Annotated in this window: 19 protein-coding genes and 3 pseudogenes; 1 reads left to right on the forward strand and 21 read right to left on the reverse strand. The window is 33.7% G+C overall.

The features are described 5' to 3' along the window. Position 1: 1 nt before the first annotated feature. The 12 genes from AC3IS5_RS11845 to AC3IS5_RS11900 form a co-directional block, all read right to left on the reverse strand. The gene (locus AC3IS5_RS11845; RefSeq protein WP_489427876.1) at positions 2 to 1,330 is read right to left on the reverse strand and encodes a glycosyltransferase; all 1,329 of its coding nucleotides are present in this window, start codon (positions 1,328 to 1,330) and stop codon (positions 2 to 4) included. Continuing rightward, positions 1,324 to 2,580 carry a glycosyltransferase family 4 protein gene (locus AC3IS5_RS11850; RefSeq protein ID WP_489424595.1) on the reverse strand — a complete coding sequence of 419 codons (1,257 nt, stop codon included), beginning with the start codon at positions 2,578 to 2,580 and terminating at the stop codon, positions 1,324 to 1,326. The genes AC3IS5_RS11845 and AC3IS5_RS11850 overlap by 7 nt, the downstream gene beginning before the upstream one ends. An 801-nt stretch (positions 2,581 to 3,381) precedes the next feature. Next, positions 3,382 to 4,524 (reverse strand): iron-containing alcohol dehydrogenase, encoded by a 1,143-nt coding sequence (locus tag AC3IS5_RS11855; RefSeq protein WP_489427877.1) that lies wholly within the window; start codon positions 4,522 to 4,524, stop codon positions 3,382 to 3,384. A 162-nt stretch (positions 4,525 to 4,686) separates the two neighbouring features. Then, positions 4,687 to 4,890, reverse strand: coding sequence for a 2-hydroxymuconate tautomerase (gene thmT / locus AC3IS5_RS11860; protein WP_489424596.1), 204 nt, complete (start codon positions 4,888 to 4,890; stop codon positions 4,687 to 4,689). Positions 4,891 to 4,964: 74 nt separating this feature from the next. Continuing rightward, entirely contained in the window at positions 4,965 to 6,482 is a 1,518-nt protein-coding gene (gene xylB / locus AC3IS5_RS11865; RefSeq protein ID WP_489424597.1) for a xylulokinase, read from the reverse strand. 5 nt (positions 6,483 to 6,487) lie between these two features. Continuing rightward, the gene (locus AC3IS5_RS11870; protein WP_489424598.1) at positions 6,488 to 7,510 is read right to left on the reverse strand and encodes a zinc-dependent alcohol dehydrogenase; all 1,023 of its coding nucleotides are present in this window, start codon (positions 7,508 to 7,510) and stop codon (positions 6,488 to 6,490) included. Between the two features lie 25 nt (positions 7,511 to 7,535). After that, positions 7,536 to 8,975 carry an FAD-binding oxidoreductase gene (locus AC3IS5_RS11875; protein ID WP_489424599.1) on the reverse strand — a complete coding sequence of 480 codons (1,440 nt, stop codon included), beginning with the start codon at positions 8,973 to 8,975 and terminating at the stop codon, positions 7,536 to 7,538. 31 nt (positions 8,976 to 9,006) lie between these two features. Continuing rightward, positions 9,007 to 10,020 carry a branched-chain amino acid ABC transporter permease gene (locus AC3IS5_RS11880; protein WP_489424600.1) on the reverse strand — a complete coding sequence of 338 codons (1,014 nt, stop codon included), beginning with the start codon at positions 10,018 to 10,020 and terminating at the stop codon, positions 9,007 to 9,009. A gap of 1 nt (position 10,021) precedes the next feature. Further along, positions 10,022 to 10,885: a branched-chain amino acid ABC transporter permease gene (locus tag AC3IS5_RS11885; protein WP_489424601.1), complete on the reverse strand. Its 864-nt coding sequence runs from the start codon at positions 10,883 to 10,885 to the stop codon at positions 10,022 to 10,024. An 88-nt stretch (positions 10,886 to 10,973) separates the two neighbouring features. Beyond that, positions 10,974 to 12,203, reverse strand: a complete 1,230-nt coding sequence (locus tag AC3IS5_RS11890) for an ABC transporter substrate-binding protein (RefSeq protein ID WP_489424602.1) — start codon at positions 12,201 to 12,203, stop codon at positions 10,974 to 10,976. 10 nt (positions 12,204 to 12,213) lie between these two features. Next, a complete protein-coding gene (locus AC3IS5_RS11895) occupies positions 12,214 to 12,918 on the reverse strand; it encodes an ABC transporter ATP-binding protein (protein ID WP_489424603.1) in 705 nt (234 codons plus the stop codon). After that, positions 12,908 to 13,672, reverse strand: coding sequence for an ABC transporter ATP-binding protein (locus tag AC3IS5_RS11900; protein ID WP_489424604.1), 765 nt, complete (start codon positions 13,670 to 13,672; stop codon positions 12,908 to 12,910). Before AC3IS5_RS11900 ends, AC3IS5_RS11895 begins: the two co-directional genes overlap by 11 nt. A gap of 220 nt (positions 13,673 to 13,892) precedes the next feature. Between AC3IS5_RS11900 and AC3IS5_RS11905 the strand changes: the two genes are divergently transcribed. Next, positions 13,893 to 14,600: a GntR family transcriptional regulator gene (locus AC3IS5_RS11905; RefSeq protein WP_489424605.1), complete on the forward strand. Its 708-nt coding sequence runs from the start codon at positions 13,893 to 13,895 to the stop codon at positions 14,598 to 14,600. Positions 14,601 to 15,185: 585 nt separating this feature from the next. Here the strand turns inward: AC3IS5_RS11905 and AC3IS5_RS11910 are convergent. The 9 genes and pseudogenes from AC3IS5_RS11910 to AC3IS5_RS11950 form a co-directional block, all read right to left on the reverse strand. Beyond that, positions 15,186 to 15,665 carry an SH3 domain-containing protein gene (locus AC3IS5_RS11910; protein ID WP_489424606.1) on the reverse strand — a complete coding sequence of 160 codons (480 nt, stop codon included), beginning with the start codon at positions 15,663 to 15,665 and terminating at the stop codon, positions 15,186 to 15,188. Positions 15,666 to 17,050: 1,385 nt separating this feature from the next. Next, a pseudogene (locus tag AC3IS5_RS11915) lies at positions 17,051 to 18,427 on the reverse strand (M60 family metallopeptidase); the annotation flags it as partial. A 602-nt stretch (positions 18,428 to 19,029) separates the two neighbouring features. Next, positions 19,030 to 19,155, reverse strand: a pseudogene (locus AC3IS5_RS11920) (carbohydrate-binding protein); the annotation flags it as partial. A gap of 178 nt (positions 19,156 to 19,333) precedes the next feature. Then, positions 19,334 to 19,543, reverse strand: a pseudogene (locus AC3IS5_RS11925) (Y-family DNA polymerase); the annotation flags it as partial. Beyond that, complete coding sequence (locus AC3IS5_RS11930) at positions 19,540 to 19,761, reverse strand: transcriptional regulator (RefSeq protein WP_489424607.1); 222 nt, start codon at positions 19,759 to 19,761, stop codon at positions 19,540 to 19,542. The gene AC3IS5_RS11930 and the pseudogene AC3IS5_RS11925, both read right to left, overlap by 4 nt. Before the next feature lie 461 nt (positions 19,762 to 20,222). Then, complete coding sequence (locus AC3IS5_RS11935) at positions 20,223 to 21,914, reverse strand: FAD-dependent oxidoreductase (RefSeq protein ID WP_489424608.1); 1,692 nt, start codon at positions 21,912 to 21,914, stop codon at positions 20,223 to 20,225. 184 nt (positions 21,915 to 22,098) lie between these two features. After that, positions 22,099 to 22,878 (reverse strand): sulfite exporter TauE/SafE family protein, encoded by a 780-nt coding sequence (locus AC3IS5_RS11940; protein ID WP_489424609.1) that lies wholly within the window; start codon positions 22,876 to 22,878, stop codon positions 22,099 to 22,101. A 54-nt stretch (positions 22,879 to 22,932) separates the two neighbouring features. Next, positions 22,933 to 23,160 carry a sulfurtransferase TusA family protein gene (locus AC3IS5_RS11945; RefSeq protein WP_489424610.1) on the reverse strand — a complete coding sequence of 76 codons (228 nt, stop codon included), beginning with the start codon at positions 23,158 to 23,160 and terminating at the stop codon, positions 22,933 to 22,935. A gap of 94 nt (positions 23,161 to 23,254) precedes the next feature. Continuing rightward, positions 23,255 to 24,382, reverse strand: coding sequence for an MBL fold metallo-hydrolase (locus AC3IS5_RS11950; protein WP_489424611.1), 1,128 nt, complete (start codon positions 24,380 to 24,382; stop codon positions 23,255 to 23,257). Positions 24,383 to 24,410 lie beyond the last annotated feature (28 nt).

The following is a 24,410-nucleotide window of genomic DNA, read 5'->3' on the forward strand; positions in this document are numbered from 1 at the left end:
TTTAATGAGATATGGTCGTTTCCATCCCTTTAATATAAGCCGATATTCTTTTTGTATAAACATTTAGAAACAATCCTTTTTCACTTTCCCAATTATAAATTTTACTAGCCTTTAAACTGTTTTCACTCAATTGGTTATGTAATTCCCTATTCTCTATCAGTCTATTCACTGCATCAGCAATAGCACTTGGATTATGAGAATCGATACATATCCCTGTATTTTCTCCCTCAATTACTCTTTTGATTTCAGGAAAGTCGCATGCAACCACTGGTACACCTGCCATCATATATTCAAATAATTTATTTGAAGAAGCTGAGTAATGATTAAAGTTTGTGTTATTCAATACTTGAAAACCGATATAAGCATTCTTTGTATATTTCGGTAATTCAGTAAGTGGCACTTTTGATATAAACTTCACTTTCCCCTGAAGATTCATTTCCTTCACCATTTTCTCCAAATCAGGTTTTATTCTACCGTCTCCAATTAATACAAGTGTTCCTTCCTTAAATCTTGGAACGGCCTGTATTAATTGTTTCAAGCCCCTTCCCGCTTGAATTCCCCCTTGGTAAAGTAGGATCTTTTCATCTACAGGTAATTGAAGCATTTTATGAAGATTCACTGTTTCATTTAAAACTTCTGTCTGCAAAAAAGGATAGTTATGCACTACATTCGGATAAAATCCATATAAGTCTTCGTTGAATTTAGCTCTTGTATGATTTTCTACTATCATAGAATCGATTCTTTTAATAAAAAACTGTTCCATCATGCCATAAATTGGACTATCGTAGCCCGTTCTACTTGTTTGAACTTCATGGGAATCATAAATTAGTGCTTTCTTTTTCAGTCGCCATTTGGCACATATAAAACCTTGGGGCAAAGTATTTAAATCGTTGGAATGATACAGATCATACTTTTTCTTGCTACCCCTTATAATCATCCGACAAATTATACTCCCTCTAATAAACACTGTTTTAACCTTTGTCTTTAAAAGAAGCAACCCAAGAAAAGTTACTAAGAGAGTCACTAAAGGAAAATAATAAACTGAAAACACCCAAATGAATGCTGCAACTCCTCCTACTAATTTATACTTCAAACAAAATCTGAGACATGATTGAAGTATTGTAAAGAGGATGGGGTATCGCCGAACTCTAAAGACATTAAAGTTTTCACTTCTCTTTTCTTCAAATTTCATCTTTTTATCAGTTGGATCATGAATGCAAATAAGGTCTACTTTATAGCCCTCTTCTGATAACGCGGTACATTCCCTCAGCACTCTAGCATCATTAGTGAAATTGTTCCAAACAAACATACATACGTTTTTACTCATAATGTTAAATCCCTATCTATTTTATTGTTTAATGGTTCTATTTCTCTGAATTTATAATCACTTTCAAATAAACATGTTAATTTTTTTATATTTTTTTCCCATAAAAACTGTTTTCTAATCAAATTCATACTGTTTTTTGCTATTTTGTGTCGTATTTCAGGATTATTTTTTAACATCAAAATATATTCTACTATTTTCACAGCATCACGATTTCCAGAAACAAAGCCTGTTCGATTCTCTTCTATAAGCTCTTTTGAATATCCTGAAACAGCTGCTACAACTGGCAATCCAGATGACATATAATCGATTAATTTACCTGGTAAAACTGTATCAAATACTTCCTTATTATTTAAGGCTAGTACACCAACATCATGTTTTGCATTTAACTTTAAACACTCATGTCGAGTAGTAGGATTTTCGATTGTTACATTATCTAATTTGTTATCGCTAATAAACTTGAATAGCTCATTTTTCTTTTGTCCATAGCCCACGATAGTGATCGAAATATGATTTTGATTCAATTGTTGAACTAATTTTTTGAGGAAATCTACATCCTGAGCCAGCCCAATATTTCCTGTATAGATGACTTTAAATTGGTCATCTTTTTTGTTTACTACATTCACCTCAAATTCTCGAGCAGCATTTGGAATGAATATGATTTTGTTGCGGTCTACTTTTGACTTTTGCACTATATAATCCATAAAACCAATACTATTAATGACTATGTAGTTTGCTTTTCTATATAAATAAACTTCTAATATTGAAAAAAACTTAATGATCCACTTGTTATTAAAGACTCCAACCCCTTTTAATGATTCGGGCCAAAGATCTCTAATGTCTAAAATAAATTTTGATTTATACTTAATTTTCGCTATGACACCAACAAATGCCATAAATATAGCTGGCGATGTAACGAATACGACGTCATATTTTTGTTTATCAAATAAAACAAAAAATAGCATTTTTAATGAAATTTCAATATAGTGGATTAACCTATTTAACATACTAAATGCATATTTTCTATTTTTAACATGTACTCTATGAATATTCTCATGATCATTTAACGATTTGTTATTCCAAAACTTCTCATCTTCATAAAGATGCTTATTTGGATAAGATGGTTCTGTAGTCAAGACAGAGACCTCATAGCCATCTATCTGTAGTAATTGAAAAATATTATTCATTCTATTTGCGTGGCTACCAATTTCAGGATGAAAATTTTGAGTGATAATCAATACTTTAGTTTTTGACAATTCGAGTATCCTCCTAAATTAGATAGTTTTACCGAAACAGTTTTTCATTACATCTGATAGCCTGTTCATTGTATCACTAATTTTTACATAATTTGTTAACTCAATGATTCCTTATCATTAATAATTTGTAAATTTTTATTAATAAACGTAAATTATCGAGGTTTATTAATAAATTCAATACTTTTTGGTATTTCTATCGTTATCCATTTGTTTCAGTTTTCTTTTGGAGTTTGTAATAAATAATCCATCGATTGAATGAGCTAACATTAATCTAAAAGTTAAATAATATTGTCAATTTATTAACTTTGTAAATGAATTGTTTATGTATGATCTGCAGTACTGCATACAAATAAAACGCCCTCCAACAAATTAAGCTGGAGGGCGTTTTAGATTATTCAGTTAAGTATATAAAGTTCAATGAAGGCTCTTTACTTAAAAATTGTTGCTGACAGAAGAAGGATCTAACGCCTTTATGTAGAACTTTCGCAAGTATCGCACCAATCAATTAATCGGGGGCATCCTGTTGGGGTTTGTTCGACTGCGGCTAAAGCTGGGAAAAGTGAACAGCAGATAATGCGACAGACCAACACAAACAGTCTAGTTCCCTCCAGTGGTATATCACGCATGGGACGACTTTTTAGGATAATACTGCTAGTGGGATAGGGTTGTGAGGAAGGTATAAAAGGATACAAATTCACTTTAATACCGCTTTGTAAAAAATGAAAAAATCGTCAGGAAACGAGGCTTAATATTGAAAATCCGCATTTTCCTGACGTCACTCCTTAATGAATAAAAAGAGTATTAATTAAGTGCTGTGGCATAGATTTTATAGATGTCCTCTTTTTCTAATGTAAGGGGACTTCTAGCTAAAAGTCGAGTTTGATGTGCAGCCTCTTCAGTTAAAAGCTTTAAATCAGTATCTTTTATTCCGTAATCAGTTAACTTTGAGCTTAAACCGATTTCTGAAATTAATTCTTTCAAATAGTTAATAAATTCTTTGCAATCTATATTGGTTGTAGTTTTTTTTGAAATAGTAGAATAAATTTTTTTCATTCTTCCCTCACATGAATTAGAGATATACTCCATAACATAAGGTAATAGTAGGGCATTGGATTCACCATGTGCAATATGAAATTGTCCGCCTAATGGATATGCTAGAGCATGAACGCCACCTACACCAGCATTGAAAAAAGCTAAGCCAGCTAAATAACTACCTTTACTCATATTAATTCTTGCTTCTTTGTTCTTGCCGTCTTTGACAGCATCTTTAATTGAGCTTGTTATTAGGTTTATTGCTTCTAACGCTAAACAATCAGATATTGTTGAAGCGTTTTTAGATAAATAAGCTTCAATTGCGTGAGTAAGTGCATCTATTCCTGTTGAAGCAGTAACTTTAGGTGGTAGAGTTGTTGTTAGTGCTGGGTCAACAATAGAATATTTACTTAGTAGAGAATCATGTGTAATAACATCTTTTGTTGTTTCTAATGATAATACAGCTATATTTGTTACTTCGGAACCTGTGCCTGAAGTAGTTGGAATAAGTACTGATGAAATACAGTCATTATAAATTTTTTTGGTGCCCGCTAGATTTAAATAGTCTCTTACTTTTCCTTCTTGAGGTGCAATAGAACTTGCAATTTTCGCTAAATCTAATGCACTGCCACCACCTAGTCCAATGATAAAATCATATTCTTTAGAACGTACAATATTAATTAAATCTTCAGCCAGTTGAAGTGTGGGCTCTGGAATAACATCTGTAAAAAGGTCTACTTTTTGTTGAAGCATATTCATAATTTTATCTGAGATTCCATTTTGACTTAAGAATGGATCTGTAATTAATAAAATATTCGTTGCTTTTTCTTTCTCGATTATAGTATTTAAATTTTCTAATGCACCCCAACCAATATAGGATTTTAGTGGGAAGTTAATTTCATTAATCATAATTTTCACTCCTTATTCCAAATCGCAAGTTTCATTTCTGTCATTTCTTCAATGGCATATTTAATTCCCTCTTATTTTCACCTCATGTTACAGTAAATAAAAACCCTCATCTATAAACAACTTAATTCAATTTGAATTCGTTTAATAAATGAGGATAATTAAAAATTATATATTTTTAGGCTCCTCTGTAAAGAAGACCAGTGAACCATTCTTTGCATAATGAGTCTTTTTTAAATCTTCAAAGAAAATAAAGATACGGTCTCTTGGTGCACCTAAATTTCCAGAAAATAAATCTGTAATTTTTTCTACTAATTCTTGCTTTTTTTCGTTGGATACACCTTCTAACATTTCCACAGGAATAAATGGCATGCTAATTACTACCTTCCTCTACAATTGATTAAGAGTCTCTGGTTTATCCTACGAACTTCATCTTCTAGGAATACTCATATATTTAATTCAGATAGTTTATGAGACAGTTTTTTTGTGCTTATTTGATATTCTTTATAAATATCAAATAAATTACTATAGACAGTGACATTAGATGGGATAGGATTAATTACTTCAATAACACTTTGAGATGACAGAACTGCATTATTAACATTATCAAACCAACCGATTGCAGTTGCAGCAAGTAAAGCACCACCGAAGGAAGCGTCATTTAATTTTGGAACTTCTAGCTGTACATTCAATACATCAGCTACAATTTGTTTCCATAAGTCACTCTTACTACCGCCTCCTATAATTTTTAATTTTGTGATTTCTGAACCTTTTAACTCTAAAGAAGCATCTTTAATTGAAAATGCAACACCTTCTAAAACCGCTCGTGCAAAATGCTTTCGTTTATGCCTTGTTGTAATACCAAAGAAACTCCCTTTTAAGTTAGGATCCCAATAGGGAGACCTCTCTCCATTTAAATATGGATGGAATAATAATCCTTCAGAACCTACGCTAGTACTTTCTGCTTCTTTATCTATATATGAATAGATACCTTCTTCACCAATTGTTTCCGTTGCTTCTGGATAAAATGTTTCTTTAAACCATCTGAAAGACGCTGCAGCAAAGTTAGTTGCACTATTTTGATAATAAAGCCCATTTATAACAGAGTCATAGCCTGTTAAATTAGGATTGTCATGTAATTGGGATGTTAAAAGAGAAAAGTTCCCAGCTGTTGCCAATTTCACTAACCCAGTTCCTTCTTCAATTGCACCACATCCGTACATTTCAGCTGCAGTATCCGCTGTACCTATAACAATTTCTATGCCAGTAGGTAACATCATTTTATTTGCCATCTCTTCTAATAAATGACCACTAATATCTGTAGGTAAGCCAATATTGGGAAATAATGATTTATTCAGTTGAATAAGATTTAAAATTTCTTCATCCCATTCCTTTGTATGTATGTTGAATAACATACTACCTTCTGCTTCAATGTAATCTGTTGCAATCTTCCCACTAAATTTATATCGAATATAGTCTTTCTCAAAGAGAATCTTTTTTATTCGAGAATAATTTTCAGGTTCATGTTTCATTAGCCAAAGAAATTGTGGCAGTGTCCATGTGGGAGAGGGGGTGTTATTAGTCTTTTTAAATATTAACTCACCATAGTTAGTGTTGAGATAATTAGCTTCATCCCCACTCCTCTGATCGTTCCACATAATTGCTTTTCGAATCAAGTTTCCATTTTCGTCCAATAAAACCGCAACGTGATGTGGTGCAGAAAAACTAATTGCTTTAATATTCTGTTTCTGTTGTTCAGTGAAATTCTGTGTGGCTTTTTTAATACCAATTATAGTAGCATTAATCCAATCATTCGGATCTTGTTCAACCCATTTAGGAAACTTATAATGAGATGCGTAGCCGGTGAAAGATTCTGCAACTAATTGGCCTTGTTTATTAATACATGTAATCTTACAACCGCCTGTGCCATGGTCTACACCAATAACATATTCTTCTTTTATCAATAGGTTTAGACCTCCTGCCCTAATTGAACAACTACTTTCATAACACTGTCTCCATTTTCAATGGCTTCAAATCCATTTTTAACGACTGTCTCTAATGTTACAATTCTAGAAATAAATTGATTGGTATCAAAGGTTTTATTTTCTAAAATTTGTATGGCATCCAAAAAATCTTGAAGTTGATATGTTCTAGTCCCAACGATATTTAACTCCTTAAAGATTATTCGATAAGAATCAATAGTTACTGGTTTTTTAGCCATCCCTGCAATAATCAGCACACCTTTAGCTTTTGAAGCTTCAATACACGTTGATAAAGATGTGGGAACACCAGTTGCTTCAACGACTATATCTGCACCTGCATTTTGAGTTAGTTCTTTAACTCTTGCTATTAGATTCTCTTCAAATGGATTTATGACAGTAAAACCTTTATCTTTAGCTTCTTGAATTCTATAAGCGTTAACTTCTGATAATATTACTTCAGCTCCCATAGACCTAGCGATAGTAGCTGTTAGAAATCCAATAGGTCCAGCCCCTATAATAAGCATCTTTTGCCCTTGGACATGTTGTAGTTTTTTGAGCATATGAATAGTTACAGCTATCGGTTCGATGAGAGCAGCATCTTTTAGCGAAACTTTATCGGGTAATTTGAGTACTTTTTTTTCATCGACACATACATATTCAGCCATCCCGCCATCTTTATCGATACCAACTAAATTTAAGCTTTCACATAAATTATATTCCCCGACTAAACATGGACTACATGTACCACAACTGATTAATGGTTCAACTACAACACGATCTCCCACTTTAAATTGACTATTGACTGATACTTTATCTATCACCCCAGAAAATTCATGCCCAATTACAAGTGGTGGCTTAACCCTTGGATATCCTCCATTCCAAAGTAGAATATCAGAACCACATATTCCTGTATAAGCTACTTTAATACGCAGCTCAGATTCTGAATTTTCTGGAATTTTTAATTCTTTAACAGAAAGTGTCTTGTTGCCCGTATATACTAAACCTCTCATAATTATTCTCCTTCTTACTCAGTTTTCACCATTTTCCAAAACCTAATTTACCTGGATTCATTATTCCTTTAGGATCAATGATTTTCTTAATATCCAACAAGATATTGAATGCAGTTCCATATTGTTCTGGCATCATCCATCCTAATTTAAAACCGATTCCGTGGTGTTCATTTAATACGGCTCCGTTTTCTAGATTTACTCTTGCACAATCCGCAAAGATCTCATTATGCAAACGGAATGACTCTTCTGGATCTTTTGGTGGATTTTCAATGTAGAAACGGTCATAAATCATAGCTCCCCATGGATACCAATGTGAGAAATGTGCTGTATATTTTGTATCCCATTGCTTGTATTTTTCTTCAACTAATTTTTTCTTTGCATGATAAACTTGTTCAATATTATTGAATGTAGTTACTGTTTCTGGTGTGCCATACATTAATGGAAAAGCTGGATGTACTGGAGGTTTATATGCAACATATCTTGTATTCCACCAATGTTTTCCTAATTCTTCACCTAAATCTTCGCCACCATTTTGTATACAAATTTCTAAAACTTTCTTTTGTTGCGCTAATACTAGTTCCTTATGCCCATCAAACATTATGACCATATATATCCCATCCAAATTTAACCCAGTTGTATTAAGTGATTTAGCTGTAGAGCCTTCATCATATAATCGAATTACTGCAGGATTAAGACGCTGTACCATTATTTGACGACCTGCTTCCAGTCCTTCGCCCACTGAATTAAACTTAATCATATTAAATGCACGAGTTTCAGGAATTGGGTCTAAACGCATTCTAATTTTAGTAATAATGCCTAGAGTACCTTCTGAACCTACAAATAATTGTAATAAACCAGGGCCACATGCATGATTTGGTGTAGTTAAAGTATCAATTATTGTTCCATCTGGTAAGACAACCTCTATAGAAAGAACCATATCTTCAGCCTTACCATATTTTGTAGACATAACTCCAGATCCACGAGCTGCTAAATAACCACCTAATGTAGCAATGTCGACCGAAGATGGATAATGTGCAAGCATAACACCGTGTGTATTTAACTCATCTTCTAAAACTCTTCCGTTGATTCCTGGTTGTGCAGTTAAAATCATAGAATTTATATCTATTTCAAGGATTTTATTCATTCTTGTTAAGTCAATTACGACACCACCATAAAGAGTTGCAGCACCACCAGCTGAACCTGACCCACCACCTCTAGCTACAACTGGAATCTTATATGTATTGCAGATTTTTAGAATCTTTGCTGTCTCTTCCGTATCGAGAGGGCGTACAACAAAGTCAGGTAATGGTAATTCTTGATTTTTCTCTTTCCACATATGTGTCAACCAATATTGATCGATTGATAATTCTTCTCTCAGGGTTTTCTCGGTAATTACATTTTTTTGACCTACTACATCTTCTAATTCATATTGGAACATCATTTTTGCGTACCCGACTAAAGTCATGGAAATTCCCCTTTCTTAATTTAAAAGTTTTTTATAAGTTTTGTTTATTAGGATTGTTAACTTTATTTGTATAACTCCGACTTCTATTTGTGTGTGGTTTTTGTTTTTTTATAAATTTATTAAATAATGTTGTGATAATACTTATTATCCCTTTTGGCATGTAAATCATAAGAAGAATTAGAATGATGCCATAAATTATTAATCTATATTCTTCAACAACTCTTAAATATTCAGGTAAGAAAATCATAATAAATGAACCTAGTATTGGGCCTGCAATAGTTCCGCTACCGCCAATGATTACTGCCAAGATCGCGTTTAATGAGTAATCTACAGTAAAAGGCGTTGGATTGATAAAAGCTGAATAGTGTGCATAAATACCACCAGCAAACCCTCCTAACATTGCACTAATCATAAAAGCTAACATCTTATATTTAAATATGGGAATCCCAATAGCTTGGGCTAATTGTTCATTTTCACGAATTGTGATTAATGCACGGCCTATATTTGAATTTATGAATCTATAAACAAATACAATTGTTAAAATAACCATAATTAAAATAAAATAATAAAAAACAGTCTTATCCTTGAAATCTAGCCCCAAGAATGATGTCATTGGAGGAATCTCGGTTAATCCAGATTCACCACCTGTAAAGTCAATCCATGAAACCATAATTACCCAGATAATCATACAAAATGACATTGTTACAATAGCGAAGTAATGTCCTTTAGTTTTTAATGAGGGGTACCCAACTATTAACGCAACTAATCCTGTAATGACTATGGCTAATGGTATTGTTAACCATGGTGAGAGAGTAAAATGAATGGCTAATAGAGAACTACTATAAGCACCAATTCCAAAAAAAGCTGCTTGTGCGATAGAAACATAACCGGTAAAGCCCTGGATGATATTTAAGCCTTGTGTCATAATCACCCAAATTAAAGAGTATATGACGAGGTGCATAGAGTAATTAGTAATACCGAATAGTGGTAATAGTATAGCTGCTAAAACCAAAGCTATAATTGCTATTTTTTTTGGTGATAACATTTTATAACCCCCTATTTCCAAGAAGTCCATTAGGTTTGAATGCCAATACCGCAATCAAAACTACAAATGCAAATAAATCTTTATATGATGAGGAAATCCAAGCAGCACCAAATGTTTCTGTTAAACCAATAATTAGTCCACCGATAATGGCCCCTGGAAAACTACCAAGTCCACCTAAAATAAGAATGGCAAACCCTTTCATCACTGTATGACCACCCATTGCAGGATATAATGCGAATACAGCGCCCATAAAAATACCTGCAGCTCCTGCCATAGCAGAACCTAAAGCAAATACTATACTTGAAATCAAGTTTGTATTAATACCAACAATTTGTGCAGCATCTCTATTTTGAGCTACAGCACGAATAGCTTTGCCTGTTTTAGAAAATTTCATAAACAGATATAAAGCTATAACCAAAATGACACTTATTATAAATAGATAAACACGCAAACTACTAATAGATACTGATCCTATTTGGAAAATTTCAGTGTATGTAGTTTTGATAATTGCTTGATTGGCTCCGAAGATTAAAACAGCCACATTATCTATTATTAGCATCAGTGCTAAAGCAATGATAAATCCATTAATATGAGGAGCATTTCTAACAGGTCGATAAGCTACACGCTCTAAAATGACACCTACTATAGCTGCAAATACCATACTGATTAGTAAGGCTAAAAATAAATCTATTTGATATCTCGATACAAAAACGTAGCCTACATAACCAGATAACATTGCAACTGATCCATGCGCAAAATGTGAAATATCTAAAATCCCATAGATAATTGTTAAACCCAAGGCAATTAATACATAAAAACTACCTGTTATTAGCCCATTTATTAATAATTGTGGGATCTCGGCCATACTTTCACTCCTTTCTTGTCTAAACAACAGAGGGAGATGAGCTTTCTATTTAATAAGAAAGCTCGAACTCTATTAAATTATAAGTATATTATTTTTTCCCTAACTCTGTTAAAAGCTCTGAATATCCAATAGGGTCGGAATCTAACTCTTTTATAAGCTTCCAACCACCATCTTTCCACTGCATAGCTACATTTGTTGTGAAAGCTTGACCATTAGCGTCAAACATTTTTCCATCGATATTGATATAAGTTAAAGCAGCTTCTGCAGGTGGCTCCATTTCACGAATAACTTCAATTAACTTTGGAACTTCTAAACTATTTGCTTTTTCGATTGCTGTTTTTAATACATACATTTGGTCATATGCATTTACAGCACTTGGGACTGGCGTTTCATCATATTCTTTTTCGTAATTTTCTACATATTTTTTCCCTACATCACTCATCGCTTCAAAAGTTGTTTCTAATGGACGTAAATCATAAATTCCTTCCATTTCTTCTATAGAAAGAACTTTTTCAAATTGTTCTGGTGTTCCACCTGTGAATCCATAAATTTCTCCCTTGTATGATAATTCACGTAGTTGCTTAAATACAAAAGCAGCTGGTTCGACTGAACCGGGTACAAAAATAGCATCTGGTTTCGAAGCAATTAACTTTGTTAGTTGTGTATACATATCGCGATCTGCTGCATTAAAAATTTCTGTACCTACAATTGAACCACCCTTAGCTGAAAATGATTCTTTAAATGTTTCGTAGTACTCTTTGTAAACGCTATCATTTAATTGTCCTAAAACAGCCAAAGTTCCAACTCCTTGGTCAGCTACAAACTCACCAGCTGGTCCGCCTGTATAACCACTTGGTGGTCTAGTTCGGAAAACATTTTTATAACCGTGTGTAACAATACTACGTTCTCCAGCATTTCCAATTAGCATTAATACATCATCTTTATTTCCTAATATTTTAGCAGCTGAAGTAGTTGACCCACTTACCGCCCATCCTAAAATATACTTAACTCCATCACGATCAATAAGCTTTTGTGATGCAGAAACAGATTCGTTGGGATCTCCTTTATCGTCATAAGAGATTAGTTCAAATTGGTGTTTTTCTCCGTCTACCGTGACACCACCAGCTTCATTGATTTCCTTAATAGCCAGTTTCAAGGCTTGACTTTGAGCAGCACCATATACGGCAGCACTACCAGTTAATGGATCAACTTCACCAACTAAAATCTTTTTTGTCCCATCACTCCCAGTACTAGAACAGCCAATTAGTAATAACGACATTAAAGTAAACATTAAAAATATTTTTATATTTTTTTTCATATATACTCTCCTATGCCCCTAAGTAAATTTCTTTTATTTGTTCGTTTGCTAACAATTCTTGACCCGTTCCTTCTAGGACTATGCCATCTACATCAAGTACATAGCCGTAGTTAGCAATTTGTAAAGCTAAATTAGCATTCTGTTCAATTAGCAAAATAGTCATTCCTTGTTCATTTAATTCTTTAATAATACTAATAACTTCATGAATCATAATGGGAGCAAGACCCCATGAAGGTTCGTCTAATATAAGAATTTCAGGATTAGCCATCAAAGAGCGCGCAATTGCTAGTAGTTCTTGTTCACCACCACTTAAAGTACCTGCCTTTTGAGTCTTTCTTTCTTCTAATCTATTGAACATTACAAAAATTTTATCTATATCTTCTTTTACATTTTTGTCTTTTCGTGAATAGGCACCCATTTCTAAATTTTCAAGAACCGTCATATTAGGAAATAACTGCCTTCCTTCTGGACATAAAGATAATCCAAGTGATGTTTTTTTACTAGTAGGTACTTTTGTTATATCAGTACCTTTCAAGAAAATTTGTCCTGCATCAGGTTTTACTAACCCCATGATGCCTTTTAAAATAGATGATTTACCTACTCCATTAGCGCCAATGATAACTGTTATTTCCCCTTTTTTCACAGTAAAACTGACATCTCTTACAGCATTTATACCTTTGTAAGAAATATGCAAATTTTTAACGTCAAGTGACATAATCTCCACTCCCCAAATATGCTTCTACTACAGCTTTATTGTTTTGTATTTCTTGAGCGGTACCCTCTGCAATTTTTTCACCAAAGTTAAACGCAATAATTCGATTACACAGATTCATGATGACATGCATATGGTGCTCAATAATTAATACCGTTGTACCTTTAGCGTTTATTTTTCTAATTATTTCAATTAACTCTTGTTGCTCTTCTTTTGTCGTTCCTGCTGCTGGTTCGTCTAACATTAAGAGTCTAGGGTTTCTTGCTAATGCGATCCCTATCATCAGTTTTCTTTGTTCTGCCGGGGTCAGTTTACCAGCTTTATAACCTATTTTGTTTTGTAAACCAATTAACTCTAAAATAGCGTTAATCATATTTTTTGATTTGTTTTCTTCGTTATAAAATTTTTTATTACGCAATAAAACATCTACTAAATTTGTTGTATTAACTCCAAACAATCCTGATTGAATATTTTCTTGAATAGTTAAATCTTGTAAGACGCTAGTGATTTGAAAAGTTCTAGACACTCCTTTCTTTACTATAATTTCTGGTGCGAAATTCGTTATTTTCTCTTCTTTGAATATAATTTCACCAGAAGTAGTATTTAAGAAACCTGTCACTAAATTGAACATAGTGGTTTTTCCTGATCCGTTCGGACCAATTAACCCTAGTATCTCTCCTTCTTTCAAATTAAAGGAAACATTATTCACTGCCACTAATCCTCCAAACTTTTTAGTGACATTTTCCACCTTCAACATATTTTTCACCACCTACTCAATTTAAAATTCAGATATACGTATATACAACTTTCTGTGTTATTAGAATAATCCTAATTTTCTAATTAGTCAATTTATTTTTTTATTTATTATCGAAATATCCATAAAATATGACTCTTCTTTGACTTTCCAATTATATTTTTATATAATACGGTAATCCGAAAAGTTGTATATACAAATTTTGAAGAGAAGAGGATTTATTATGGGAGCTAATTCACCTATCTATATTCAAATTGCTAATTCTATTCTAGATAATATAAAGAAGGGGCTATACATTGTTGATTCTAAAATTCCTACAGAGGATGAAATAGGCAAAATTTTTGGGGTCTCACGAATGACTGCTAGAAATGCGGTTACATATTTAGTAAATCGCGGTATTTTATATCGTGTTCATGGGAGTGGAACTTTTGTTTCAAAAACTAAGTTGGAGAGAAAATTGAATAAGCTTCAAAACTTTCAAGAGGAATTTCAAGCAATGAATATGTCTACATCAAGTAAACTTGTACATTTTGAAACTAGAAAAGCAACACCAAGAGAGCAAAGTTTATTGAACATTAAAAATACAGATATATTTTACGTGGAACGTATTCGTTATATAAATGGTACACCTATTGGAATTCAAAAATTTATTACCCCTGTTAAATTGGTTCCAAATTTAAAAGACATTGATTTAGAAGTAATTTCTTTCTATGATTATTTAGAGAGTCAGAATATCGTTATTTCGAAGGCAGATCAACGAATGGAATCTATTCTAGCTCCAGAAGTATCTAAATTATTAGGTATATCTCAAACCTCTCCATATTTTTATTTTGAACGAGTTACATACGATCAAACCGAAGTACCTGTTGAAGTTTTAGAATCTTATTTTAGAGGAGATATGTACGCTTATTCTGTTTCGCTTTTCCGTTGATAAATGTTTGAACTTCAGAAAAATAAGGGGTAAATTATATACTGTGGAAATAATACAAATAAAACGCCCTCCCACAAATTAAGCTGGAGGGCGTTTTAGATTATTCAGTTAAGTATATAAAGTTCAATGAAGGCTCTTAACTTAAAGATTGTTGCTGACCAATTCATGCTGCAAAGAAAATTCATTGTAAATCTCGATAAAGTTATTTTCAATTTCTATAAAAAAATCTTTAATATGTTCTTCAATAACCACGATAACACCTTCTTTATGAAATTCTATCTGAGATATTTGGCAAATTGATATACTCAACTTTTATCATTCGTAAGTCTATAGCACATTTTAATACTTTATAATGAGCTCGTTAATTCAATCATCCCTATTACTTTACATATTTAAACGAAAAATGGAATCCATTCTTCTTAATAATATACACCAAGCATATTGGTTAAAATTAGCATATTATTATATCTGTAAATTTTTAATCCTGCTTAATGTTTTTATAGAATTAAAAAAACACCCTCCAAAAAACTTTGGAGAGTATCATACGCTCGTTTGGTAACAGCTTTTCAAAGCAAAACTATTATTTTAACCATGGTACCAACCAGACTTACAGTGAATAGTAAAAGCACGGTACCATTGCCCATCAAATTCAACAAACAATTGATAATAACCAGGAGCACCAGACTTTTTGATCTTATATTTCTGCCCAGGTTCTAAATGTCCATTCTTAATAGCTCTCTTTATTACACCCGACTTTACACCTTTTGACCACTTATCAGGTTCGGCAAATAATAAGTTTTGCATATGTACATAGCCGTATGTATTTTTATATTTAATTTTAGACCAACCTTCATAGCTAGTAGAATATACCTTTACTGTCTGACCAGATTTTAATTTACCAATCGTATTAGAAGAGTTACTTCTTTTGGCTTTAACATTTAGTGAAGCCTTCTTAACATAAGCTTTTTCACTTGAAGAAGCTGCACTAGCATTTGTAGTTGGAAAACTCAGTGTAAATGCTATTAAAGCAATTGCTGTAATACATAATATGAATAATTTTTTCATTTTAAGAACCCCTTACACTATTATTGGAATATATTATAATTATTAGTATATCATCTATATGACAATCCAGATAATACTAATTTTAATAGAGATTGAAGAAAAGGTTTCCGCTTTTATTAAAAATGCTCTCCTTGAATTTTTTATTGGTTTATCTAAATCCTACGGTTATAATGATTTAGGTATATCCAAGAGGTATTGACCAATCATAAAAAAAGGACTCTATCTAACTTAAGTATTGATGGAGTCCTTTTATTATTTTACAAACAGCGTTCTTCAAGAAATAAGAATTCATAAGGTCACTTAACAAGTGAATTAATGTATATACACTAGGTATTTTTACGCATATAATTCATTAGTTCTATTTGACTGAAGAAAGGATTGTTATTATGAAGAAAACCCTATTAACATTTATGATTTTCTTGATAGCGGGTGTATCCCTATTACCACAAGATACATCAGCAAAACTTATACTGTAAAGAAAACATCTTATGTTTTACCAATGTATGTATATGTTGGAGATAAAGATTATTCATTTAAGTTGCCGAATGGATTATCAATTGAGCAACCAAAGCATTGAGGTCGACTATCAATTAAAAAGGGTAAGAATACTACATGGTTGGGTAAGAAGGGTAAATGCTATCTCTAGGGTGGTGCACAAAACTCCAATTCATGAACAATAAAAAACAGCAGTTATTTAAAGCCATTGAACCGACCTCAGACAAGGACGATCTAATAACTTTAATGGAATTTAATAAGAAGGGTAAATTGGTAGGCATAACAGAAAAGAACTACTATTCTTCATTTAAACTTAAACTTCCAAACTATATAGACTTTGAAGAATATGAACCTACTTATGATTTGTTTTTGATTAAACCTAAAGCAAAGCCTGTATTCGTAAAACATACTAATGAAAAGATAAGTAGAAACGAAAAAAGAATATTTTTGTATTAATAAAATGATTAATAAAAAGCACAAAAGGTTGAGTTTTAGTCAACCTTTTGTGCTTTTACCTTACCTGCTGCAATCGTTTGAATAGCTCTTCCTCTACTGCTGTTTTTAAAGCCTGGTCTGCGTAATTTAGATGAAGGTCTTCACCAGCAGTTCGGATTTGGATATCGGAGAAATATTCGCTAGTAAAATGACAAAAGGTATCAAGAGTAAGCTTCTTGATGCCTTTTGTCGACAGTCTGAAACCTTGCAATAAACAAGGTTTTTTAGGACTCTATTTTTATTTAATTTCTTTCCATAAAGACAATGCGAATATCCAATTTGGATTCCCACTTCCTTGATAGCTTTGAACAGCTTCATATATTTTACCTTTGTGCTCTACTCTATCACCTTTTGTGCACGCCTTATATGGATTCCAAATGTTATCAGGAGCTGGTATTCGGTTTAATTGGATTAGAATCGGTACTTTTCCAAATTTCAGCTGTTAAATTTGGATACCCTAGGGCCTCCACCTTTTGGATCGTATCATTATTTGGGCGTAATCCCCATTTTTCGAAAAATGGAATTAAATTTTGTTGAGCTGCTTTGGAGGCTTCAATCATAAATAATTGTTTCTTATCTTCATTATTTTCAGGTAACATTCTATCAGACATATCTCTATACGATTGATGCAATTTTGGATAAAATTCTTCTCCATACGCTAGATTTAATTGCCATAGCATAGCAACTTTAACAAAAACATTACTAATCTCGTCATAATTCTTATTCTGCTGTTCTAGGTACTGAAAAACCTTAGGATAAACACCTTCTCTTTCTAATCTGCTCGGTTGACCAAATGCTTTTTGTACAGCAAGACTATAAATATTGTTCTGAACCTCTGTCATATTATGAAATTCCCAAGGACTTTGTTGTCTCATATGCCCCGCCTCATGCCACGGGCCCCATCCTTCATTTATAAATTTATTAATATCTAACACATATTGGATTGCGTCTCCTACATATGCAGTTCTATAATTGTATGCATACATATAATAACCTAGAGTATTGTTATCCTCAACATAGTGTATATAATGCTTATCTACTTGTCCTTCAGATAATCCAGCTACTTTATCTTGAATTCTAGTAGCTTCATCCAACTTTTTCAATAGTTGAGTAGGATCTGTGTTAGAGCCGATCAAATATTTTTTAACACGTGCCGGGCTAGCAGTTATCAATACACGCTCCCCTTTTAATTCCACCGTATGTGCATTTGGATATTGATTAAGCATATCTATTAAATCTTGTTTCGTATGCTTTCCGAGTTCATAGAGAGGGGTAGCCGTTCCGCCTGTTGTTATTGTTTTAATGGTGCCTCCTTGTCGTTTATTGTAAAAATAAATCATCCCACCGTTTGGAGACTGTATAGTGTTTCGACCAGGTTTTAATGTAAAGGGTTTTATTTTCGAATCTTCTTCCCAAGAAGCATCATATGAAAAAGTTCCAATGTATGCTTCGATTTTTTGATTTCCTGCTACCCGAATGATTATTTGTTCATTAGGCCTAGCGTATATCCCAGTCGGTTCATAAGGACTAAATTGCCAATTTCTTCTTTCGCTATTTTGGAATTTATCTACATCTCCTTTTCCTGGAACTGCAAACTTCCGATTTTTCACTTCCACTGATTTTTCGTTTTTTAACACGTTAGATACTTTCTGTTGCTGTGTTTGTTCTTCCGCAAAGACTTCAAATGAAGGCGTTATTCCGGTAACAAACATAGAAAATAGAGCAGTTGCCATCACTAACTTTCTTGTTTTTTGTTTCTGTATTCTTTTCATCATATCCCTCCTACTATTTTTTTGGTATTCAAATCAAGTATATACTATTACATATATTCCCATAGTAACTTTTGACACATTTTTTTACATTTTTTCTATAAATCAACCAATATAAACGCATTATAAATGATTCTTAACTCCTTACACAGAACAAATAAACATATCAATAAACACTTTGAATAGTATTATTAATACAAATTTATAGAAAATAAAACCTTTATAGTAATAATTTATTAATTATGTAAGACATTATTAAACGTCATATATATGAAACGTAAGTGTAAATCGCCGACCATTTACGACATTCTGATGATATCAAGCAAATCTATGCGAGGCGTAAAGAAACTATTGAACGTGTTATTGCGGATGCTTACTTTTACTGCCATGAATTTGAAAAAGCTTGCTACTTGGACATGACAAGCTTTTTAATAAAGAGAATATTGCTAGAAAAGTATGTTCTCTTTAGTAGGAGAATACCATTTGCTGAACATAAAAAAATGACAAAAGGCATCGAGAGTGAGCTTCTTGATGCCTTTTGTCGACAGTCTGATACCTTGCAATAAGCAAGATTTTTTAGGACACTATTTTTATTTAATTTCTTTTCATAAAGACAATGCGAATATCCAATTTGGAACTCCATTTCCTTGATAGCTTTGAAGAGCTTCATATATTTTACCTTTGTTCTCTACTCTATCACCTTTTGTGTACGCCTTATAGGGATTCCATTGCTAATAAGACGCCCCCAAACCTTATTTTCCAAACACAAACGTTCGTTCAATAAACAATTCAAATAATCAACGAGTTTTCAAGTTAATTTCCCACTAAATATTTTCACTCCTAGAGAAAAATTAAGATAAGCATTGATAAATAAGGCTAGTTTAATTAATCTTCCGAAAAATCATGAACATAAAGGCGTGTGCCTGTTTTTACACCAAATCGTTTTTTCATCGGTGGGCTGGCTGCTAATACCACACTACCTGCTTGATTTAATTTTCCAACTACAGCTATAGGTACAGTCATGACGTCTAAGTTTTCAAGCATGGCTAAACAACTGGCATAAAAGCTTTTCATGTCGATGCAAAAAATGCTTTTGTTTGGCATGTTTTCATAGTTCATACAACACCACGTTCTTTCTGAATTAACGGAGCAACCGCAAGAATATTATCGATAATAAAAATACGCTTTGACTGTTTCGTAAAACAAAAAGCTTGAAACGAGTTACTGACCATCTTAATGATCTTCACACGCCTTTTTGTTATTTCTCCAGTCTTTGACACGTCCATCATGTTTACTAACTGGTTGCGTTGCATCGCTTTTATTAACTGTTCTCTCACAATACCACTCCTAAATCAAAATAAGAACACTTGTTTGTTTTATTATACGCACGTGTGTTCTATTTTAAAAGTGGTAATTTTTATTTTATTTCTTTTAACTGATTAAGAACTGATTTAAAATCCTCCATTTCCAGATCTAAGTATCTCCTTTAAAGAAACACTCGATTGCAAATGACTTAGCTTGAACTATTGACCACTGCACCTGTACGATTACAGCCATTTTTATAATGGTCGGTATTATTCCTCCCTTCATTTGCAACAACTTCTATAGGTATTCTATTTCCTCAAACCGGAGACTGGTAGCCCACTCTTTCAGGTTCCTCGTCACCACTGACACCCTTATGTTTGGTAACCACTACTGCCGTCTTCTTGACTTAGAACTTACACCCTACTAGATTACGTCCATGCTGTGCGCACTTAAAACACAAAAGGATAGGTAATAAAACCTATCCTTTTGTGTTTTATTTAAAATTATATGCTGTTACGATTGGCTCACGATTTTTTGATTGATCCTGGAAAAATTCATATAAAGAAATACCTAGGAATGAACCAGAAATGTTCCACACATTATCATACCCACTGTTTTCAAGCGCCATCACTGCATTATAGCTGCGTTGTGATGAACGACAGTGCACATACACAGGTACATCTATTGGAATTTCGTGCATGCGCTCACGGAATTGGCTCAGCGGAATATTTTTTGCCCCTTTTATATGACCATTTGCTAATTCATTTTCTTCACGCACATCAATAATGACCGCATTTTGTTCTACAAGGCTACGTACTTCACTTACACGAACTTGTTTGAAACGACCATAAAGTAAATTTGTCGCTACAAGAGCTGCCAAATTTACCACATCTTTAGCAGTGCTGAACATCGGAGAATATGAAAGCTCTAACTCTTTTAAATCTTCGATTGTACCGTTCATCGTAATCATTGTTGCAATTACATCAATACGCTTATCGGCATTTCCTTTGCCAATTGCTTGTGCACCAACGATACGACCTGTTGGCACTTCGTAAATTAATTTAAAATGCAATGGGTTGCTCGATGGCATTAAACCTACTTTATCAGGTGCAATTATATAAACAGCATCAACATTCATTCCAATTTGCTTAGCTGTACGTTCATTTAATCCTGTAGCTGCAGCTGCATAATCAAATACTTGAATGCTTGAAGAACCGATGACTCCTTTATTTTGATTAGGGATGCCGTAAATATGATCTGCTACTGCACGCGCTTGACGTTGTGCCGGGCCAGCTAATGCAAGACGTACAGGTTTGTGCATTAAGCGGTGGTAAACTTCAATCGCGTCACCTACAGCATAAATGTGTCGGTCATTTGTTTGGTAAAACTGGTTAACTTTGATTGCGCCCGTTTCACCTATGTCAAGACCTGCTTCTTTAGCTAAGGTTGTTTCTGGTCGAACACCAATTGCTAACACAACAATGTCTGCATCCTTTACTTTTCCAGAGTTTAGTGTAATTTTTGTAGTTGTAATTTTTGCTAAACCATCATTCACGATGAGCTCCACACCATGATCTGTCATTTCTTTGTGTAAAATTTGGACCATATCTTCGTCAAACGGCGATAAAATTTGTGGTGCAAACTCGACTAATGATACCTCTCTACCCGCTAGACGTAGGTTTTCAGCAACCTCAACCCCGATATACCCACCACCAATAACTGCAATATTTTTCGCATTTTTTTCGAGGATAGCATGTTGAAGTTTTTCAATATCGACTACATTTCGAACTGTAAATACATGTGGTAAATTAACACCTTCTATACTTGGAACGATTGGACTAGCGCCAGGAGATAAAATGAGTTCATCATAGTTTTCTTCGTAAGTTTTATTTGTCGCATTATCTTTTACTGTGACTGTTTTGGCAGATCTATTAATCGCAATGACTTCACTTTCCACACGTGCATCAATGTTATACTTTGATGCAAATGATTCTGGATTCATTAAGACTAATTGTTTACTATTTTCAACAACACCACTTAGGTAATACGGTAAAGAACAGTTTGAAAAAGATACGTGTGGACCTTTTTCAAACATCACGATTTGTGCTTGTTCATCTAATCGACGAATACGTGCTGCAGCGGATGCACCGCCTGCTACGCCTCCAACAATAACAATTTTTTTCATTTACATTTCCCCTCATTTTAGATTTGGCAATCATTTAATCCACAAGCATTTGGCCTTCTAGTGATTGTCACTTTTTGATTTGCCTTTTGTCAGTTTGTTCAAATGTTTATTTTCAAATACAAAAATACAGTAAAATAATCACTTAAAGCGTTTGAAATTGTAATGTCCATTTCTATGTTACTACCTACAACAAAATATCTACCCAAGTTTTAATCGCTGTACCTGCAATTAAAATCGCTAAGGTAATTTGTAAGGCTTTGGTATTCATTCTCTTACCTACTTTTGCCCCTAAAGGTGCAGCGATTAAGCTCGCTATGATCATGACCAGTACAGGTGCCCACTCTACCTGACCGGTTGTAATTTTTCCAATTGAACCACCAATCGACGAAATAAATGTAATTGCTAAACTTGAAGCAATTGTAATTCGGGTCGGAATTTTTAAAATAACCAACATAATTGGCACAAGTAAGAAGCCACCACCGGCTCCGACAATCCCTGATCCTACTCCAACAATTAGTGAGATACCAAATGCTAAACCAGTATTAAATGTTACTTCATTCGCTGGACATTCTGGTATTTGTTTACGTGGGATAAACATTAAAATAGCTGCTAACAGTGCAAATACACCATAAACGATGTTGATTGCCTCTTCTGAGAAACCACCTGATAAAAGACTGCCACCTAAGCTACCAATTAATACACCCAATCCCATTGTAAAGATTAATCGCCAATGCAATAGATTACTACCTCTATACGCCATTACACCTGCAATCGATGTGACTAAAATTTCAACTGCACTGATCCCCGATACTTCATGAGAAGTAAAGGATGTAAATCCAAAAATCGTTGGGATGTATAAAAGCATTGGGAATTTTATAATGGCTCCACCAATGCCAACCATCCCCGAAATAAATGAGCCAATAAAGCCAATTAAAAACAGCACTACAATAAAACCAATTGTCAAAGTACTTCCTTCTTTCTATCAAAAAAGCGTGCCCCTAGAGACCCGCCTATTTTTTTATGCTTTTTGAATGTAGAAGTACAGTACACCTGCTTCTTCTTTTTGTTCTACGATTGTGTGACCACCAGCTTGTGTCCAAGCTTTAAAGTCATTTAGTGCACCTTTATCTGTTACTAATACTTCTAATACTTCACCTGATGCAATAGTGTCGATTGCTTTCTTTGTTTTTACGATTGGCATAGGGCATGCTAAGCCTTTAGCGTCTAATTGTTTTGTAATGTTCATTTGTAATTCCTCTTTTCGTTTTAATTGATTAAATAACTGTTTTACATAAAATGTTAAGACTTGTGCATTTTGTACAAAACACGGTTTTACGTTGTTATCGCACTGCACAACGGTTTGGTCCGATTTCCATTTCTGTTTGATCGTCGTTATCCACAGTAATTTTACCCATATTCACTTGACGAATTTGTTGGTAAGCGTTTGGTTGTGGTGGTAAGTTATCTGTCACCATGCTACGGAATACGGATTCATCTTCCACATTTAAACCGTGGTTTTCAGCAAATAAATCACCTAAACGTTTTGAAACTGTACCATCAGTGTTTAATTCATCAATGATCATGAAGTGTGCTGGCAATACGGTTAAGTCTTCTGCTAGTTCACGGTAACGAGAATATAACGTTTCGCGTAAGTCGCCAACCCAGTCTTCTGCAAGCCCAGCTAAGTCTGGACGACCAATTGAATCAATGAATAAAATATCACCTGTTAATAAATACTTGTTGTCTACCACAAATGAAGTAGAACCAATTGTGTGACCAGGTGAGTAAAGTGCACCTACTTCGATTTTCGAAGTCCCAATTGAAACCGTTAAACCGTCTTCTAGAGCTGTGTACTCAAATACAACTTCTTCTGCATCTTTTGGTGGTAAGTAATACGTTGCACCTGTAACAGTTGAGATGTGACGACCGCCTGAAATGTGGTCTGCATGTAAGTGTGTATCAAATACGTGCTTGATTTTGGCGTTTTTACTTGCTGCGAATTCCGTAAACACTTCCGTGAAACGTACTGCGTCGATTATCGCCGCTTCACCTTCAGAGATAACCATATAAGAAAGGCACCCTTTTCCGAAACGTACGAATTGATAAAGTTCACCGCCATTTGCTAGGTTTCCAACTTTAATGGGCTCAAGGTACATTGACCAAGATTTCATACCACCGGCTAAATAACCTACTTCACGTCCTGCCTCTGAAATCATTTCTGCTACCATGATTGATGAGCCTTCCTTCGCACAAACGACTAATACTTCTTTGTCTGTTGGAATTTGAGGTAAGATTTCTTCTACACCATCTAATAGTTCAAAATATGGAATATTTAAGTACTCAAATTTGTGACCATCAATTTTCCAATCTTCAAATGCATCTGCATTACGCACATCTAAAATAAATAATTCTTTGTTATCAATGACTTTGCGTGCTACATCTGCCGATGTCCAAGTGTTTACTGTCATACTAGATTACCCCCGTAGGTATAAAATT

It is taken from the genome of Viridibacillus sp. KH_047, from assembly GCF_057838945.1.

Coding starts and splice junctions, on each gene's coding strand:
- AC3IS5_RS11910 (WP_489424606.1), bottom strand. CDS start 15,665: ATGAAAAAATTATTCATATTATGTATTACAGCAATTGCTTTAATAGCA.
- AC3IS5_RS11950 (WP_489424611.1), bottom strand. CDS start 24,382: ATGACAGTAAACACTTGGACATCGGCAGATGTAGCACGCAAAGTCATT.
- AC3IS5_RS11900 (WP_489424604.1), bottom strand. CDS start 13,672: ATGTTGAAGGTGGAAAATGTCACTAAAAAGTTTGGAGGATTAGTGGCA.
- AC3IS5_RS11870 (WP_489424598.1), bottom strand. CDS start 7,510: ATGAGAGGTTTAGTATATACGGGCAACAAGACACTTTCTGTTAAAGAA.
- AC3IS5_RS11905 (WP_489424605.1), top strand. CDS start 13,893: ATGGGAGCTAATTCACCTATCTATATTCAAATTGCTAATTCTATTCTA.
- AC3IS5_RS11945 (WP_489424610.1), bottom strand. CDS start 23,160: ATGAACATTACAAAACAATTAGACGCTAAAGGCTTAGCATGCCCTATG.
- AC3IS5_RS11895 (WP_489424603.1), bottom strand. CDS start 12,918: ATGTCACTTGACGTTAAAAATTTGCATATTTCTTACAAAGGTATAAAT.
- AC3IS5_RS11890 (WP_489424602.1), bottom strand. CDS start 12,203: ATGAAAAAAAATATAAAAATATTTTTAATGTTTACTTTAATGTCGTTA.
- AC3IS5_RS11875 (WP_489424599.1), bottom strand. CDS start 8,975: ATGACTTTAGTCGGGTACGCAAAAATGATGTTCCAATATGAATTAGAA.
- AC3IS5_RS11935 (WP_489424608.1), bottom strand. CDS start 21,914: ATGAAAAAAATTGTTATTGTTGGAGGCGTAGCAGGCGGTGCATCCGCT.
- AC3IS5_RS11880 (WP_489424600.1), bottom strand. CDS start 10,020: ATGTTATCACCAAAAAAAATAGCAATTATAGCTTTGGTTTTAGCAGCT.
- thmT (WP_489424596.1), bottom strand. CDS start 4,890: ATGCCATTTATTCCTGTGGAAATGTTAGAAGGTGTATCCAACGAAAAA.
- AC3IS5_RS11885 (WP_489424601.1), bottom strand. CDS start 10,885: ATGGCCGAGATCCCACAATTATTAATAAATGGGCTAATAACAGGTAGT.